The 15,823-nt window shown below is 57.3% G+C and carries 14 protein-coding genes; 5 read left to right on the top strand and 9 right to left on the bottom strand.

What is annotated here, in order from left to right:
- Positions 1-70: 70 nt before the first annotated feature.
- Positions 71-2,689: an ATP-dependent Clp protease ATP-binding subunit gene (locus tag CUU80_RS04120; protein WP_100496099.1), complete on the bottom strand. Its 2,619-nt coding sequence runs from the start codon at positions 2,687-2,689 to the stop codon at positions 71-73.
- A gap of 143 nt (positions 2,690-2,832) precedes the next feature.
- Here CUU80_RS04120 and CUU80_RS04125 point away from each other — a divergent pair, with 143 nt between their 5' ends.
- From CUU80_RS04125 to CUU80_RS10955, 3 genes are all read left to right on the top strand, one after another.
- A complete protein-coding gene (locus CUU80_RS04125) occupies positions 2,833-3,798 on the top strand; it encodes a universal stress protein (RefSeq protein ID WP_100496100.1) in 966 nt (321 codons plus the stop codon).
- Positions 3,799-4,236: 438 nt separating this feature from the next.
- Positions 4,237-4,626 carry a hypothetical protein gene (locus CUU80_RS10950; protein WP_243388628.1) on the top strand — a complete coding sequence of 130 codons (390 nt, stop codon included), beginning with the start codon at positions 4,237-4,239 and terminating at the stop codon, positions 4,624-4,626.
- Between the two features lie 135 nt (positions 4,627-4,761).
- The gene (locus CUU80_RS10955) at positions 4,762-5,190 is read left to right on the top strand and encodes a putative endonuclease domain-containing protein (protein ID WP_243388629.1); all 429 of its coding nucleotides are present in this window, start codon (positions 4,762-4,764) and stop codon (positions 5,188-5,190) included.
- Positions 5,191-5,493: 303 nt separating this feature from the next.
- On the opposite strand, the gene CUU80_RS04135 is transcribed toward CUU80_RS10955, so the two are convergent.
- The 5 genes from CUU80_RS04135 to CUU80_RS04155 all read right to left on the bottom strand — a co-directional run bounded on the left by CUU80_RS04135 (position 5,494) and on the right by CUU80_RS04155 (position 11,023).
- Positions 5,494-6,975, bottom strand: coding sequence for a DUF3027 domain-containing protein (locus CUU80_RS04135; RefSeq protein ID WP_243388630.1), 1,482 nt, complete (start codon positions 6,973-6,975; stop codon positions 5,494-5,496).
- Between the two features lie 8 nt (positions 6,976-6,983).
- Positions 6,984-7,373 carry a cold-shock protein gene (locus CUU80_RS04140; RefSeq protein ID WP_100496101.1) on the bottom strand — a complete coding sequence of 130 codons (390 nt, stop codon included), beginning with the start codon at positions 7,371-7,373 and terminating at the stop codon, positions 6,984-6,986.
- 75 nt (positions 7,374-7,448) lie between these two features.
- Positions 7,449-9,434, bottom strand: coding sequence for a sensor histidine kinase (locus CUU80_RS04145; RefSeq protein WP_165775849.1), 1,986 nt, complete (start codon positions 9,432-9,434; stop codon positions 7,449-7,451).
- A 211-nt stretch (positions 9,435-9,645) separates the two neighbouring features.
- Complete coding sequence (locus CUU80_RS04150; RefSeq protein WP_100496102.1) at positions 9,646-10,377, bottom strand: response regulator transcription factor; 732 nt, start codon at positions 10,375-10,377, stop codon at positions 9,646-9,648.
- The gene (locus tag CUU80_RS04155; protein WP_165775850.1) at positions 10,370-11,023 is read right to left on the bottom strand and encodes a TPM domain-containing protein; all 654 of its coding nucleotides are present in this window, start codon (positions 11,021-11,023) and stop codon (positions 10,370-10,372) included. Before CUU80_RS04155 ends, CUU80_RS04150 begins: the two co-directional genes overlap by 8 nt.
- Positions 11,024-11,357: 334 nt before the next feature.
- On the opposite strand from CUU80_RS04155, the gene CUU80_RS04160 reads away from it, so the two are divergent.
- The gene (locus CUU80_RS04160) at positions 11,358-11,648 is read left to right on the top strand and encodes a WXG100 family type VII secretion target (RefSeq protein ID WP_100496104.1); all 291 of its coding nucleotides are present in this window, start codon (positions 11,358-11,360) and stop codon (positions 11,646-11,648) included.
- Positions 11,649-11,787: 139 nt separating this feature from the next.
- Here CUU80_RS04160 and groL read toward each other — a convergent pair whose 3' ends face one another.
- From groL to CUU80_RS04175, 3 genes are all read right to left on the bottom strand, one after another.
- Complete coding sequence (gene groL, locus CUU80_RS04165) at positions 11,788-13,413, bottom strand: chaperonin GroEL (RefSeq protein ID WP_100496105.1); 1,626 nt, start codon at positions 13,411-13,413, stop codon at positions 11,788-11,790.
- A 312-nt stretch (positions 13,414-13,725) separates the two neighbouring features.
- Complete coding sequence (locus CUU80_RS04170) at positions 13,726-13,962, bottom strand: cold-shock protein (RefSeq protein ID WP_100496106.1); 237 nt, start codon at positions 13,960-13,962, stop codon at positions 13,726-13,728.
- Positions 13,963-14,234: 272 nt separating this feature from the next.
- Entirely contained in the window at positions 14,235-14,936 is a 702-nt protein-coding gene (locus tag CUU80_RS04175) for a LytR C-terminal domain-containing protein (RefSeq protein ID WP_100496107.1), read from the bottom strand.
- 115 nt (positions 14,937-15,051) lie between these two features.
- Here CUU80_RS04175 and CUU80_RS04180 point away from each other — a divergent pair, with 115 nt between their 5' ends.
- The gene (locus CUU80_RS04180) at positions 15,052-15,741 is read left to right on the top strand and encodes a uracil-DNA glycosylase (protein WP_100496108.1); all 690 of its coding nucleotides are present in this window, start codon (positions 15,052-15,054) and stop codon (positions 15,739-15,741) included.
- Positions 15,742-15,823 lie beyond the last annotated feature (82 nt).

Below are 15,823 nucleotides of genomic sequence, written 5' to 3' on the forward strand. Positions count from 1 at the left end.
TTGCAATTGTCAAAGCGCCTCGGTTCCGTATGGAATCGAGGCGCTTATGCTTATGTGTTGTCAACTGCGATTATTCAGCGGACTGTTCGCCGGCAGTACCGGCATCGGACGTATCGGAGTCTTCAGCGACCGGAGCGTCGACCGGCACCGGCTTATTACCTTCGCCGCTCTCGGCATCCTTGGCTGCACTCTCGGTGGCCTTGTCCGGTTCCTCGAACGTCTCACCCTTGAAGGTGAACTCGCCCAAGATGCCTTCGCCTTCGGCGTCCACCACCACGCGCTGGCCGTCGGAGAGGTCTCCCATCAGGATCTTCTCGGAGATGGCATCCTCGATATCGCGCTGGATCACACGGCGCAACGGACGAGCACCGAGCAACGGGTCGAAGCCCTTCTGGGCGAGCAGATCCTTGGCGGCGTTCGTCAATTCGAGCGACATATGACGGTCGAACAGACGATCGTTGAGCTGCTTGACGTCGAGATCCACGATCTGACGCACCTCAGGCTCAGTGAGCTGCTTGAAGACGATGATGTCGTCCAGGCGGTTCAGGAACTCAGGGCGGAACTGCTGCTTGAGCTCGCTCGACACCTGATCCTTCATACGCTGGTAGCTCGACTCGTTGTTGGCCCCCAGATTGAAGCCGGTGTTGGCGGCCTTGGCGATGTCACGTGTACCGAGATTGGTCGTGAGGATAATGATGGTGTTCTTGAAGTCCACCTTGCGGCCTTGGCCATCGGTCAGATGGCCATCATCCAGCACCTGCAACAGCGTGTTGAAGATGTCCGGATGAGCCTTCTCAATCTCATCGAACAGCACCACGGAGAACGGCTTGCGACGCACCTTCTCGGTGAGCTCGCCGCCTTCCTCGTAACCCACATATCCCGGGGGCGCACCGAACAGACGGGAGGCCGCGTACTTCTCGGAGAACTCGGACATATCCACGCGGATCAGCGCGTCCTCATCGTCGAACAGGAATTCGGCGAGAGTCTTGGCCAACTCGGTCTTACCCACACCGGTCGGGCCGGCGAAGATAAACGAACCGGACGGACGCTTCGGGTCCTTCAGGCCCACGCGGGTACGGCGAATCGAACGAGACAACGCAGAAACCGCCTCATCCTGACCGATGATGCGCTTGTGCAGCTCGGCCTCCATGTTGAGCAACTTCTTGGACTCAGCCTGAGTGAGCTTGAACACCGGAATGCCGGTGGTCGAGCTGATCACTTCGGCGATCACGTCCTCGTCCACAACCATCTTGACGTCGGATTCGCCTTCACGCCAAGAATTCTCCTTGGCCTTGCGGTCGGCTTCCAGCTTCTCCTGGTTGTCGCGCAGAGTCGCGGCCTTTTCGAAGTCTTGAGCCTTGATGGCCTCGTCCTTTTCGGCGGCCACCTTGGCGATCTTCTCATCCAACTCCTTGAGCTCGGGCGGGGCGGTCAGACGCTTGATACGCAGACGAGCGCCGGCCTCGTCAATCAGGTCGATGGCCTTGTCCGGCAGATGACGGTCCTGAATATAACGAGATGAAAGCTCTGCGGCGGACTGCAACGCACCATCCGTGATGGTCACATGATGGTGGTTCTCATAACGGGAACGCAGACCCTTGAGGATCTCGATGGTTTCGGCGATTGTCGGTTCGTGCACCTGAATCGGCTGGAAACGGCGTTCAAGTGCCGCATCCTTCTCGATGTACTTACGATACTCGTCCGTAGTGGTGGCACCGATGGTCTGAAGCTCGCCACGAGCCAGCATCGGCTTCAACATGTCGGAGGCACCCAACGCACCGTCAGCCGAGCCAGCACCGACGATGGTGTGGATCTCGTCGATGAACAGCACGATGTCGCCACGGGTCTTGATTTCCTTCAAGACCTTCTTCAGACGCTCCTCGAAATCACCACGGTAACGGGAACCGGCCACCATGGAGCCGAGGTCCAGCGAGTACACCTGCTTGCCCTTTAGTGTCTCCGGCACATCGCCCGCGTTGATCTTCTGGGCCAAGCCTTCCACCACAGCGGTTTTGCCCACACCGGGCTCGCCGATCAGCACCGGGTTGTTCTTGGTGCGGCGGGAAAGCACGACCATTACTCGTTCGATCTCGTTCGTACGACCGATCACCGGATCAAGCTTGCCTTCGGCAGCTTCCTGCGTCAGGTTGCGACCAAACTGGTCGAGAATGGCGGAGCCGGACTTGTTCTGCTTGTCCGCTACGCCGCCGGCGTTGGCCAGATCGCCCTTGCCATCGGATGAACCAGTGCCGGAGTTGCCGCGAATCATATCAATGGTGGCGCTTCTGAGTTCGCCCAGATCGACGTCCATCTTGATGAGCACCTGGGTGCCCACGCCTTCGCCCTCGCGAATCAGGCCGAGCAAAATATGCTCGGTGCCGATGTAGCTGTGGCCGAGCTGCAGCGCTTCACGCAGCGAAAACTCCAACACCTGCTTGGCGTGCGGAGTAAAGGGGATGTGCCCGTTCGGAGCCGCGTTGCCTTTGCCGATCATTTCCTCGACCTGCTTGCGGGTGGCATCAAGCTCCACGCCCTTCGAGGCGAGCGCCTTGGCGGCCACGCCTTCGCCCTCGCGAATCAGGCCGAGCAGCAGGTGTTCGGTGCCGATGTAGTTGTGCTGAAGAGACCTTGCCTCTTCCTGCGCCAACACGATCACGCGCCGTGCACGGTCGGTAAACCGTTCGAACATGCTTGTCCTTCCTCAATTAACATTCCGTTTTACTCTACCGATTCACAGTGACGTTTATTCAATAGATTTCACGAATTCCGCTATCAGAGGGAAAGAAACGATATGCTTGGGATAGATGCACCCATCTGCCAAAGGAGGTCGTTATGAGTGACATGAGCGTCAAGTCTGACATTGTTGTTGGCGTCGATGGTTCCGACGAATCGTTCGCAGCTCTGAAATGGGCACTCGAAGAGGCGTCGTTGACCGGCCAACATGTCAATGCCGTTTTCGGATGGACGCACTCGTGGGATATGGGCTCCGAACCGGACAGCGACGAAGCCTGGGCCAAGGTCCGTCATGATATTGCCAATGAGCTGCGCCGTTGGGTGGACCGTGCCAGCGCCGGCATCGATTTCGACCCGGCCGATCTGAAACTCACCTCGGTCAAGGCCTCCGGCACCGCTGCTCTGCTGCAGATTGGCCACGATGCCCAACAGATTGTGGTGGGTCGCCGCTCGCTGGGCCGTGTGGCGCGCTGGTTCCTGGGATCTTTGTCTGCTTCTCTGGCCGAAGAGGCCGAAGTGCCGGTAACGGTGGTACGCACCGTGCGTGGCGAGGAGGAATCCGTAACCGATGCCATCGCCAGCGCGCTGACGCCCGGCAATGATCCCGTACACTATGTCGAGCCTGGGCCGGCCTCCCCGGTGCCGGTTCGTCCTGTGGTCGTAGGCGTAGATGGCTCTCTGGGCTCGGAGGGCGCGTTCCGGTTCGCGGCAGAAGAAGCGCGACTGCACGCCGTGCCGCTTGAAGTGCTGTTCTGCTGGCAACTGAAGGATTTGGGAGTGATTCCCGGTTACGAGAATGCCGTGCCTCCGGTGGATGCCGGCCAACGCCGTGCCGAGGAGATTCTGCTTGATCTCATGACTCGGGTCGAAGTGCCCGAAGGCGTGGAAGTCAATACCCACGCCTTCCATATCCGCGCCTCGAAGGGTTTGATCGCAGCTTCGCGCTACGCCTCTCATCTGGTGGTAGGCTCACGAGGACTTTCCGGCCTCGACGCGCATTTCCTCGGCTCCGTCTCCCGCCAAATCGTCAACTTCGCCGAGTGCACGGTGACCGTGGTGCACTGATTCACCGATCCCGAGAATATACCGCGCTGAGTTACCCTCACCGCGGTATATTCTCGGGCATCAGGCTCTTTTCGAGAATTTACCGCGCTGGCAACGGTTCAGTGCAACTATTTCTCGAAATCAAGGTTATTTTCGAGAATTTACCGCGCTGAGAGTGCATGCAACAAGCATCAAACGGAAGTCGTATCAATTCCGGGTTAGGACGACTCACCGAGCCCAATAGCTTATTGAGGGTTCACACCATTTGCCGAACGGTACGAATCAGTGAACTCTCCATCCGGTACGCATCATCTTTATCAAACCGGCTCCGACACAAATCGATTGTCCATTCGAACAGGTGATACGGATTTCATGCGGATTGTGGATAAACCGGCAAGCTGGAACCACATACCCTGATTCGGCTTGTCTGAGGTGGTCTTGACGTTTTAGCGTCGAATCATGAAGCAGCATAAAGGAGTATCGGCATTATTGCATGCGGCCGAGAGCGAGCGGCGATGCGCCATCGGAGACGGAAAAGCGCTCAGCGATGCCCTGAGACGGCGCGTCCAAGCCGGGGAAATCGTGTCGCCGTATCCCAACCTGTTCGCTTCGGCACTGTACTGGGCTTCGCTGAATGCAGAGGAACAGTCGCTGCATAGCATCCGTGCGCTGTCGAAGTTGCATCCAAAGTGGGTATTCGCCGGGTTGAGCGCCGCATGTGTCTATGGTTACGAGCATTCCTACATGCTTCATGATGGAACAGTGCATATCGCCTGCACCGGTGGCATCACCAAAAGAGACTCCAAACGGTTGCATCGCATCTACATGTCATCGATTCCGCGTTGGTGAAACGGCAACATCCTCATTACTTCGCCGGCACGGACGCTCATCGATTGCGCGGCCCTTCCTTTCGATCGTGCACTAGCCGTGTACGATTCGGCGTTACGATACGGGCACGTTTCCAAGACAGAGGTCAGTACCCTCATGATTCAGACGAACTGCGATGATCAGGCCGTGAAGAAACTGCTGGTTCACGCCAATCCGATGAGGGAAAACGGCGGCGAATCATGGGCGTATGCGCATATCATCGAACTCGGTTACGCTGAACCGTTATTTCAGATCACCTTTGATAATCCGAATAATTATGCAATGCCGTATCGCGTCGATTTCTGCTGGAAACTTGCCGATGGACGCATCATCGTGGCTGAATATGACGGTATGGCCAAGTATGCCGATACCAGCAATCCACACCGTGCGAATCTGAAAGCGAAAATTGCATATGAGCGGCGGCGCGAACAACATCTCAAGGAACAGGGGGTCACCACAGTTGTTCATTTATTCAGCGAAACGGTAGACAACAAACAGCTTCTAGACTCCACACTTATGAATGCCGGAGTGCCCAAGATCCAATAATCACACATAAATTCGAGACCATTGAACACCGTTCGGGTATAGACGAATAACTATCCAGGTTGTCAAGCTCGTTCACATAACAGTGAGGTAGCCGTGGTTCAGACGATGAAGCTATTCACGGCTTATCGCTGCCGCTTAGCGTCTCTCACCGCGGTAAATTCTCAAAGAAAACGGCTATCCCGAGAATAAGTTGCACTGAGTCACCGTCAGCGCGGTATATTCTCGGGCATTAGGCTCTTTTCGAGAATTTACCGCGCTGAGGGTAACTCACCGCGGTAAATTCTCGAAAATCACCGTGTAACGCTACTTCTCGTCCGAGAGCTTCTCCGAAGTGGAACCGGCATCAGTGTCGTCGTAATCGATACCGGCATTGTCGATATTGTCGGCACGGCTTTGACGCAGCTGCTCGATCAGATCAATGACGGTTTCGAGTTCAGGAGCCACGTCGTCGGACGGCTCATCGTCGTCCTCGTCCTCTTCATCATCCATATCGTCATCGTCCGCCACGGTGTTGTTGAGAATATCCTCCTCCGTGGCCTCATCGTCATCTGTGCCATCGATATCATCTGTGCCAGAGAAATCGCCGTTATCAGCATCATCGGCATCGAACTTATCGGCAGCCGTAGCATCCTCTTCCGAATCGTCTTCAGCCCCAATGACATCAACAGCATGCGAATCCGAATCCACAACCGCATGCTCGGCATTATCATCGGCACTACCGGAGGCAACAGCTTCATCCACCGAATCGTCATCTGTCACAGATCCGGCAACTGCAATTCCATCATCTACAGCTGCGGCCTGCGCCACCTCACCGCCGTCATCCACAGTGGTTTCGGCCGTGGTTGTTACCACAGCATCAGCCACGGCAACAGAATCGGCATTGTTCTCAACACCATCAGGCTCATCAGCAACAAGGCCACCGGTCTCGCTCTCATTATCGCCATCATCCGTCTCATGCGCACGTGCAAGCTTCAACACGTCCTCGGCATCCATATCAGTAACTTCATCAGCGGCTTCCGCACGCTTACGCGACGGGGATGCCACCACATCGATATGGAAATCATCGAACGCCGGCTTGGACTGCACCCAGATATGGCTCGGCTCAGGAGGCTCAATCTCGGAGTGCTCGCCACAACCGTGATCCAACGAAACCACACGTCCATCATCCGGGCTCCATTTGTTGGCGCATACGCCGAACATGCGGTCCAGTTCACCGGCCAGCGGCACAAAGAAACCACAAGTGGAGCACAGATTGCCATCTGCGGTTTTGGTACTCAACGCCTTCGGGCCGCGCGGACCCTCATACCAGCGCTGCGCCGCCTGGGCCCGGCCCAAAGGGCTCAGCACATGACGTCTGGTGAGCCGAAACGTCTGCACCGCATCGTTGACGTCCTCAAGAGAGGATTCCGCCACCTCCCCCGGTTCCATACGCTCGTCATCCGGGTCGGTGCCGATGGAATCGGTAGGAGCCAGATCAGTCGGCTCCAGACGATCCTTCCACGGAATCCACTTGGGCGGCATCAACGCATCTTCAGTGGGTATCAGCGAGGATTCGTTGACAGTCCACGAATCGAGTTCCTCATCGTGGTACAACGTCACCGACCACTGCCAGCCTTCATATCCGCGCACATGAGCCGCGAAGCGGAAATCGGTGACGTGGTCTTCCAGCGCCTGGGCGACGACGAAATCCCCCACCTGCTCGGGCTCGTCGGCCACTTCGAGCAGCACGGCACGTGCGATCGCGCGCGGGTCCGGACTTGCGACGGTTTCGGTGGTGTCAGTCATCAATCCAATCAGTCCTGTACGTCGAATTGATCCGCCACGGCACGCAGCAGCGTGGCCAGCTTCTTGCTTTCGGCGGAAGAGGGGTAATGATGGCGACGCAGCGTGTTACCGGCGGCGTCGAGCATCTTGATCAGGTCCTCACAGATGGCAGCCATGTCGTCCGGCTTCGGCCGAGTGGCCTTGACCAAGCTGGGAGCGGATACGATCAGCTTCACCCCCATGGCCTGTGGCCCACGACGGCCATCCACCACGGAGTATTCCACCTTGGCTCCCTTGCGCAGCGTAGTGGCGCCAGCAGGCAGGGCCTGAGCCGGCAGGAACACATCCTTGCCTTCCTCATTGGTGATGAAACCATAACCCTTGGCTGCGTCAAACCAACGAACTCGACCGGTGGGCATTCTCGAACCTTCCTTAATCAATCCTGATACGTCTATGGTAAACCGAAGGTACAGTCTACCTCACAGGTCTTGACCTCACGCTTTGGGCTGAGTCGTCGCGTTTTTACGCTCGCCGGAGAACCAGGAGGTTTTCTGCTTGGCCGGCTTGGTTTTCGTATTCTTAGATGCCGGCACAGGTGTCTCGGCCACAATCTGTTCGATGGGCAGAATCACGGTGAATGTCAAGCCACCGCCTTCCGTGGCCGTGGCGCAGATGAAACCATGATGGGCCTTGACTACGGATTGCGCGATGGAAAGCCCCAGACCGGTGCCGCCCTTCTGACGAGCACGGGATGGATCAGCGGTGTAGAACCGTTCAAATATCTGGGAGCGGGATTCGTCCGGCACACCGGGACCGTGGTCGATGAATCGCAACACCGCATACCGGTAACCGGTCTGCATGGCGTTGCCCACCTCCGCAGCATCGATAAAGCTTCTCAGAGAAGCGTCCGTGGCGGGCATGCTGGCGAGGCGACGCGGGTCGATGGCTGCGGGAATCACACCCAACGCGGCTTCTGACGGCGAATCCACCGGAGTGTACCGATGAATGTTGCCCACGATATTGGTCACCACCTGGCGCAGTCGGGACGCGTCTCCCGGAAGGACCACATCGGGCCACTGCCCCTCAGCGGTTGTCAGACGAGCCGGATGAGTCAGGTCCTGGGCAGGTTCCAAGCGTATGATCTCATGCGTAATGGCTCGTTCCGGGTCAAGCGCGTGCAAATCATCCACCGCGTCGGATACCACCGAGGAAAGCCGCACCGTACCGGTTACATCGATTCCACGTCCTTCGTCAAGACGTGCAAGCGAAAGAAGGTCTTCGACCAGCACGGTCATACGCTGACTGGATTTCTCGATATGCTCGATGGATTCGTCGGCGCGTTCCAGCGCTCCCGGCATATCACGCTGCATCTTGTACAGCTCCGCGTACCCGTGGATAGCGGCCAACGGAGTGCGCAATTCATGGCTGGCGTCCGAGACGAACCGCTTCATTTTCTCCGTGGTCTCCGCCTGTTCGTGGAAACTCGATTCTATTCGGGTCAGCATGGTGTTCAGCGACGCCGCCAATGAGCCGACCTCCGTGTTCTCCGGCGCGGAGGGAATACGCTGGCTCAAGTCTCCGGCTGCGATTTTCGCCGCAGTTTTCTCCATACGCTTCAACGGCGTCATCGTGTGCTGGATGATCAGCGTGGACAGGGACCCGCCAAGCAGCACGACGGCGATACCGACAAGTACGCAGTACCGGGTAAGCGTGTTCACGGTATCGATTTGATCGGCCAGAGACAGGCCGATGTACACCACACCGCGAACCTTCTTGCCATCCTGAGTCGGTTCGGTCCATTGCAACGGCAGAATACGCCATGGCGCGCGCGCTGTGGACAATGTGGAATGGCTGACGTTCGCGGATGGATTCGCCAACATTTTGGTTATCGTGCCAGAGGAATCCGTACTGTCTGAGCCGTTCGAGCCACCCGATCCATCAGAACCGCCGGACTCGGAGCTTTGGCCGTCGTTGGTTTTGGGTGCCGCGTTGTTGTCGGTGGTGTTCTCCCGTACCTGAACAATTTGTTTGGCCACCGACTGGGTGGTGAACTGCTTGCCCAGCGTGATGCCCGAGGTATCCCCATAGGTGGGCAGTATCGGCACGGAGACAACGCCGTCCTGCATCTGCGGCATCAACGGTGTGATCACCAACGGATTGCCATCCTCATCTTTGGTGCCGTCGGTGTACTGAATCTGCAGGAAGTATGAGTTCGGCCCGGAATTGTCGTTGTTGGAGAGCAAATCGATACTCTGGAATATCAAATCTTTCTGCTGCACAAGCTGGGTATCCGTTTTCTGCAGCATATAGTTGCTCACCAACGCACGAATGGAGAACGAGATCACCGTCACGCCGATCAGCAGCACGGCGATCGTACAAGCCATGAGCTTGCTACCCAAGGACACACGGTCCAAATGCCGCATCACTACGTTCTTTTTGCGCTCATGATGTTCCTGAAAATGGGTGGCAAATGCAGGCATGCCGGCACCATATGGCCCAAACTGTGCCGGCTTATCACGCGGCCGACCGTCAGTTGCGCTTTGACGCGCACATGCGTTGGTGTCTGCTGGCTTATCGGAATTACTCATAGGACCGCTTCGTGCAGAGAAAAACGTACAGGGGCACCGTCGGACGATTCGACCAGTGATGATTAAGGCTCGGCCAGGCGAATCCGTTCGACTTATGAATCGACTAGTTCTTCGGCTCGCGAATCATGTAGCCGATGCCGCGCTTGGTTTCGATCAATGGCGTCACCTTATGCGTTTCGCCGTTCTCGTCGGTGTACGTGATGCCGTCCACCTTCTTACGCAGGTAGGAAATATAGGATTCGACGATGGCCGCGTCCCCGCCCCAGTCGTACTGCCATACATGATCGAGGATTTGGGCCTTGGACAGCACTCGGCCTTCATTATCCATCAGGTAACGCAGCAGCTTGTACTCGGTGGGACTCAGGTCAACAGTCTGCCCCGCACGGGTTACGTCATGGGAATCTTCATTGATCTCAAGGTCGGCGACGCGGATAATCGGATCATCTTCGACCTGTTCACGGGTCCGCCTGAGGATGGCACGGATGCGGGCCACCACTTCTTCCAAGCTGAACGGCTTGGTCACATAATCGTCGCCGCCCACGGTCAGGCCCATGATCTTGTCTTGCGTATCATCACGAGCGGTCAGGAAGAGCACCGGCGCATCGATACCCTCCTGACGGATACGACGGGTCACGGTAAAGCCGTCGATATCAGGCAACATGACATCCAACACAATCAGGTCGGGCTGTACCTTTTCAATGACCTCAATCGCTTCGGAGCCGGAAGCTGCGGTATTGACCTCGAATCCGGCGAAATGCAATGAGGCGACGAGCAGTTCACGAATGGACGGCTCGTCGTCTACAACAACAATCGATGCTTCAATAGGCTTACTCATGCTTCCTAGAGTGTCGCGCCCGTCTGGGTGTTTCCTGAATGTCATCTTGGAGTTCCGTCTTGGTGGACTTGGCGATCTTCTTACGATGGCGAATCAGCACGGTCACCACGATGATGAGCACCAGCACGGCCAGTGCCACGCCCATCGCAATCACACCAATTCTCACTGCAGACGAAGATGTAGACGTCTTCTTGGATTTCGCGATCTGATCCATCAGCGCAATCGCGGACTGCGACCAATTCGGCGTACTTTCCATCAAAGGCTGCTGAGCGACTGCGGACAACTTATCGACCGTGTCTTTCTTTTTGAGCCATTCATCGGAGTTCTTCGACACAGCCACCACCAGATTGCCGTCGTTCGAAGCCACGGCCAGCATCACTGTATTCGGCTTGGGATCAGTGGATTCCAACACGTTCTTGGCCCAATCCTCCGGCGTCTGCTCACTGTTGAAGCTGGACAGATACAGCAAATGCACATGCACACCCGTATCTTTTTCGGTTTGGGCGATGGCGTCCGAGACTTCCGCGGCATGCGAGCCCAGCAGATTTTCGGTATCGGTGATGTTCTCGGTGATGGTCACGCCGTTATCGTTGCCATCATTGCCGGTGCCGGAATCATCCCCAAAAGCGCTCGGAGTTATCCACATAACGCTCATCATCACCGCCACCAGTGCGCAAACGGCGAAAACAAGCCACTTTGCGGCTATTCGGCGCCCCTCAATGTAGCGCTTGGTCGAAGCTGGAACCACAATAGTCGTTTTTTCCTCTGCCCAATTCGTCTGTGACATATGCTCAACCTTAGCGTCCGGTATTGGCAATGGAGCTGCATATGCCGTATAGAACGGCATCGGTGACGATATTGGCAGTGTTCCGGAAGGCTGAGTATCCGCCCAACCGACGGTTCTCCTGCATACTACGGGACAATCGAATCGGCAACGGATACAACAAATACAGCAGATACAGATAAGGAAAGGAGCAACGATGCCCCAATATCAGGTGGATTCGGAGCGAATTCAATCATCCTCCGCCGCTGTGGCAGGTTCCATGGCACAGATCCGGCAAGCGGTGAGCGGCATGTATGCCAATCTCAATACGTTGCAGGAGGCATGGCGCGGATCGGCGGCCACGCAATTCTCTGCCGTTGTAGCACAGTGGCGTGCGGCCCAACAGCAGATGGAAACCTCTTTAGAGGCGATTCAGCATTCGCTGACGCAAGCGTCCGCGGTCTACGCCGATGCCGAAGCACAGGCGGCAAGATTGTTCGCCCATTGACCGGCATCGTACGAATAATCGTACGAAAAAGTGGAGGAGACTCCCACAACGAGAGTCTCCTCCACTTACTGTTTAGGCACTACAGTGAACGGTCCGAATCAATTTCGGCCGTTCAGCTGAACTTTCAATCCGCTTGGGATCAGTAGCCCATGTCAGCGCCGGCGGCCGGGGCGGCGGCCTTCGGCTCCGGCTTGTTGGCAACGACAGCCTCAGTGGTCAGGAACAGACCAGCGATGGAGGCAGCGTTCTGCAGAGCGGAACGAGTCACCTTGACCGGGTCGGTCACACCGGCGGCCATCAGATCCTCGTAGGTGTCGGTGGCAGCATTGAAGCCTTCGCCGTCCGGCAGGGAGCGGACCTTGTTGATCACCACGTCGCCGGACACGCCAGCGTTCTCGGCGATCTGCTTGATCGGGGCCTCGATGGCGCGGAACACGATAGCGGCACCGGTGGCCTCCTCGCCGGTCAGCGAGGTAACAGCCTCATCGGACTCGGCCTTGGCAGCAGCCTGGACGAGGGCCACGCCACCGCCGGGCAGCAGACCTTCCTCGATGGCGGCCTTGGCGTTACGCACAGCATCTTCGATGCGGTGCTTGCGCTCCTTGGCCTCAACCTCGGTGGCAGCGCCGACCTTGATGACAGCCACACCGCCGGCCAGCTTGGCCAGACGCTCCTGCAGCTTCTCACGATCGTAATCGGAATCGGTGTTCTCGATCTCAGCGCGAATCTGGGCAACGCGAGCGTCGATGTCTTCCTTGGAGCCGGCACCCTGCACGATGGTGGTCTCGTCCTTGGAAACGATGACCTTCTTGGCGTGGCCAAGCACGGAGACGTCGATAGAATCGAGCTTCAGGCCCAGCTCATCGGAGACAACCTGAGCACCGGTCAGAATGGCCATATCCTGCAGCATGGCCTTACGACGATCGCCGAAGCCCGGAGCCTTGACGGCGCAGGACTTGAAGGTGCCACGGATGTTGTTCAGGATCAGGGTCGGCAGAGCTTCGCCGTCAACGTCCTCGGCGATGATCAGCAGCGGCTTGCCGGTCTTCATGACCAGCTCGGCAACGTGGACGATGTCCTGCTGGGAAGAGACCTTGCCGCTCGTCAGCAGGATGTACGGATCCTCCAGCACGGCGGTCTGATCGTCAGCGTTGGTGACGAAGTACGGAGCGATGTAGCCCTTGTCGAAGCGCATGCCCTCGGTGAAGTCGAGGTCCAGACCAAAGCGGTTGTTGTCCTCAACGGTCACAACGCCGTCCTGACCGACCTTATCCAGAGCCTCAGCGATCTTCTCGCCAACCTCGGGGTCAGCGGCGGAGATGGTAGCAGTAGCAGCGATCTGGTCCTTGGTCTCAACGTCCTTGGCAGCTGCAACGAGCTCCTTGACGATGACCTCGGTGGCCTTCTCGATGCCACGGCGCAGGGCGATCGGGTTGGAACCGGCAACAACGTTCTTCAGGCCCTCGTGGACCAGAGACTGAGCCAGCACGGTCGCAGTGGTGGTGCCGTCGCCAGCGACGTCGTCGGTCTTCTTGGCGACTTCCTTGACCAGCTCGGCGCCGATGCGCTCGTACGGATCCTCAAGATCGATCTCCTTGGCGATGGACACACCATCGTTGGTGATGGTCGGAGCGCCATAGGTCTTGTCGAGCACGACGTTGCGGCCCTTCGGGCCCAGCGTGACCTTGACGGTGTTGGCGAGCTTGTCAAGGCCCTCCAGCATGCCCTGACGGGCTTCCTCATCATAAGCAATGATCTTTGCCATGGTTGTGTGTTCCTCCAAATGGCTATGTATACCGGTTATCACCCGTGGTAGCCGACCCGTGATCACCGACCGTCAGCTGCCGATTATCACTCTCGACCTCCGAGTGCTAACCCAGACATTAGCACTCTCACCCGCCGAGTGCCAACATACGCTTGCGCGATTGTGCTCTCGGCATGAAAAGATGCTTTGATCTGCACAACGCCGCTTTCGCATTGCCGCTTTCGCATTGCCACTTTCTCGGGCAGGTAACAGAAAACCCCGGCCGCTTATGCGACCGAGGTTTCATGTACACATCCTTGCATGCGCTGGGTGTCAGGCTTGAACCTCACCGGAGGACAACTTCACCACATCCTTCGCCTGGGTTCCCTTGCCGGAGGGAGCCGGCGTATACTCCACGCGGTCGCCCTCATGCAGCATCTTGAACTTATTGGTGCTGCCGTCATCCTTGATTTCCGCGTAGTGCACGAAAACGTCCTCGCCGCCGCCGTCCGGCTGGATGAACCCGAACCCTTTCTTGGCAAGGAAGAACTTCACGGTACCTTGTGCCATACTTGATCTTTCCTTTATTCTCATAAGGTGTCGCGACACATACCTATAGGGAACGTAGAAAGAACCGCATCGCGCTCCCCCTACCTCACGACTAAGCCACGATTGTACAGTGACGAGGGAACAATCGTCATCAAGCCAACGGAAAAATGATCAAAATTCGTTCAAATTCTCACTTTTCCGACCATTGTCAGCGCATGCCCGACGACGTCCATACCAACCATTGATATCCCCGCACCGCCTATCAACGCGACGGCCGCCAACAACGGAACCGGCTAGTTGAGCAACACCACCGTAATCGGCACATCAAGCCCCTGAGCCTGTTCGACCGTGGCGATGCCAAGCGTAGAGGCCACATCCTCGGCAGTGGCCTTGTCGGCTTCATTCTGATACCACACCACCGTGGTCGCAGGCAGAGTGGAACCGGTCGGATTGCTCGCCTCAACACTGGTATATCCGGCGGTCTGCAATACATCGGCCTTCTGACCTGCGTATCCCGTCACTCCTGTGGCATTAATCACACGGACCTGAGTGGCCTTGTTCACCACAGCCGTGTCCTGAGCATTGTTGGCCTGATCGTTGGTCTGAGAAGATTGGTCCGTGCCATCAGTGCTCTGGTTGGACGAATTCGAGGAATCAGTGGAGTCGGACGACTGATCGGACTTCTTGCTGTCCGTACTGTCACCCGCCGTGGAATCCGTAGCGGAATCCTTCGTGGAATCACTGCTGGAATCATTCGAGGATGCCGTCTCGGAAGTGGACGGCGAAGAGGAGATGCCGAAGAATGCTTTGTATTCGCCAGACATCCACGCCCATGCACCAAAACCGCACAATGCCGCCACCAAAACAACAATGACGAACGGCCGTACACGAGCCCCCACAGAACGGGGACCACGATGAACGCCGACAGGACCCCGGGGAGGATTATCGAAAGCATCCCGCTGATATGAGTCGTAGGTTTCGCCTTTGCGCGCCATGGCCGCCCTTCCTTCCTGCACAACTACCCACGTAGTGTAATCGGCACCCAGCATGTTGGTCCACTCCACCACGCCCCATGCACCGGATATGCACGTTTGACTACAGTAGTGAACCATGATCAAACCACTCAATGAACTGGTCGAATCCGGATGGGCGCACGCGCTGGCTGACGTCGAGCCGAACATCCATCGCATGGGAGATTTTCTACGCGCCGAAAACGCGGCCGGACACCCCTGGCTACCGGCAAGCCACAATGTGCTGCGCGCTTTCACCATTCCGTTCGACTCCATCAAGGTGCTGATCGTGGGACAAGACCCCTACCCCACACCGGGGCATCCGGTAGGCCTGAGCTTCTGTGTGGCACCGGACGTGCATCCGCTGCCCAAAAGCCTGGTCAATATTTATAAGGAGCTGGTGGATGATCTCGGCGTTCCCATGCCGCCCAACGGCGATCTGACCCCTTGGACGCAACGCGGTGTGATGCTGCTCAACAGATGTCTGACCGTAGGCGTCGGCCGCCCGAACTCGCATCAGGGCAAGGGGTGGGAAGAGGTCACCGAAGCCGCAATCCGTGCACTGAATGCCCGCACGGACGCCGAAGGACATCCCAAGCCACTGGTGGCAATTCTCTGGGGGCGTAATGCGCAAAGTCTTGAACCGTTGCTGACCAATGCGTTCATCATCAAATCCCCTCACCCCAGCCCGCTGTCCGCATCACGCGGATTTTTCGGATCCAAGCCATTCTCCCGAGCCAATCAAGCGCTTGTCAACATGGGAGAGGAACCCATCGACTGGCGTCTCTAGGCCGCCCGAGCAGCTCAGTTTAACGGCGGATTACGGCGAATGCATACCGGGCCCGTACTGAGGGAGCCTTCTTTCTCACAGC

Source organism: Bifidobacterium scaligerum (assembly GCF_002802865.1).
Classification (GTDB): domain Bacteria; phylum Actinomycetota; class Actinomycetes; order Actinomycetales; family Bifidobacteriaceae; genus Bifidobacterium; species Bifidobacterium scaligerum.

Bases quoted from the DNA above. Each gene is read 5' to 3' on its own strand.
- CUU80_RS10955 (WP_243388629.1), top strand. From the start codon at position 4,762: ATGATTCAGACGAACTGCGATGATCAGGCCGTGAAGAAACTGCTGGTT.
- CUU80_RS04145 (WP_165775849.1), bottom strand. From the start codon at position 9,434: ATGCCTGCATTTGCCACCCATTTTCAGGAACATCATGAGCGCAAAAAG.
- CUU80_RS04170 (WP_100496106.1), bottom strand. From the start codon at position 13,962: ATGGCACAAGGTACCGTGAAGTTCTTCCTTGCCAAGAAAGGGTTCGGG.
- CUU80_RS04140 (WP_100496101.1), bottom strand. From the start codon at position 7,373: ATGCCCACCGGTCGAGTTCGTTGGTTTGACGCAGCCAAGGGTTATGGT.
- CUU80_RS04135 (WP_243388630.1), bottom strand. From the start codon at position 6,975: ATGACTGACACCACCGAAACCGTCGCAAGTCCGGACCCGCGCGCGATC.
- CUU80_RS04155 (WP_165775850.1), bottom strand. From the start codon at position 11,023: ATGTGGATAACTCCGAGCGCTTTTGGGGATGATTCCGGCACCGGCAAT.
- CUU80_RS04150 (WP_100496102.1), bottom strand. From the start codon at position 10,377: ATGAGTAAGCCTATTGAAGCATCGATTGTTGTTGTAGACGACGAGCCG.
- CUU80_RS04180 (WP_100496108.1), top strand. From the start codon at position 15,052: ATGATCAAACCACTCAATGAACTGGTCGAATCCGGATGGGCGCACGCG.
- CUU80_RS04125 (WP_100496100.1), top strand. From the start codon at position 2,833: ATGAGTGACATGAGCGTCAAGTCTGACATTGTTGTTGGCGTCGATGGT.
- CUU80_RS04160 (WP_100496104.1), top strand. From the start codon at position 11,358: ATGCCCCAATATCAGGTGGATTCGGAGCGAATTCAATCATCCTCCGCC.
- CUU80_RS04175 (WP_100496107.1), bottom strand. From the start codon at position 14,936: ATGGCGCGCAAAGGCGAAACCTACGACTCATATCAGCGGGATGCTTTC.
- CUU80_RS10950 (WP_243388628.1), top strand. From the start codon at position 4,237: ATGAAGCAGCATAAAGGAGTATCGGCATTATTGCATGCGGCCGAGAGC.
- groL (WP_100496105.1), bottom strand. From the start codon at position 13,413: ATGGCAAAGATCATTGCTTATGATGAGGAAGCCCGTCAGGGCATGCTG.
- CUU80_RS04120 (WP_100496099.1), bottom strand. From the start codon at position 2,689: ATGTTCGAACGGTTTACCGACCGTGCACGGCGCGTGATCGTGTTGGCG.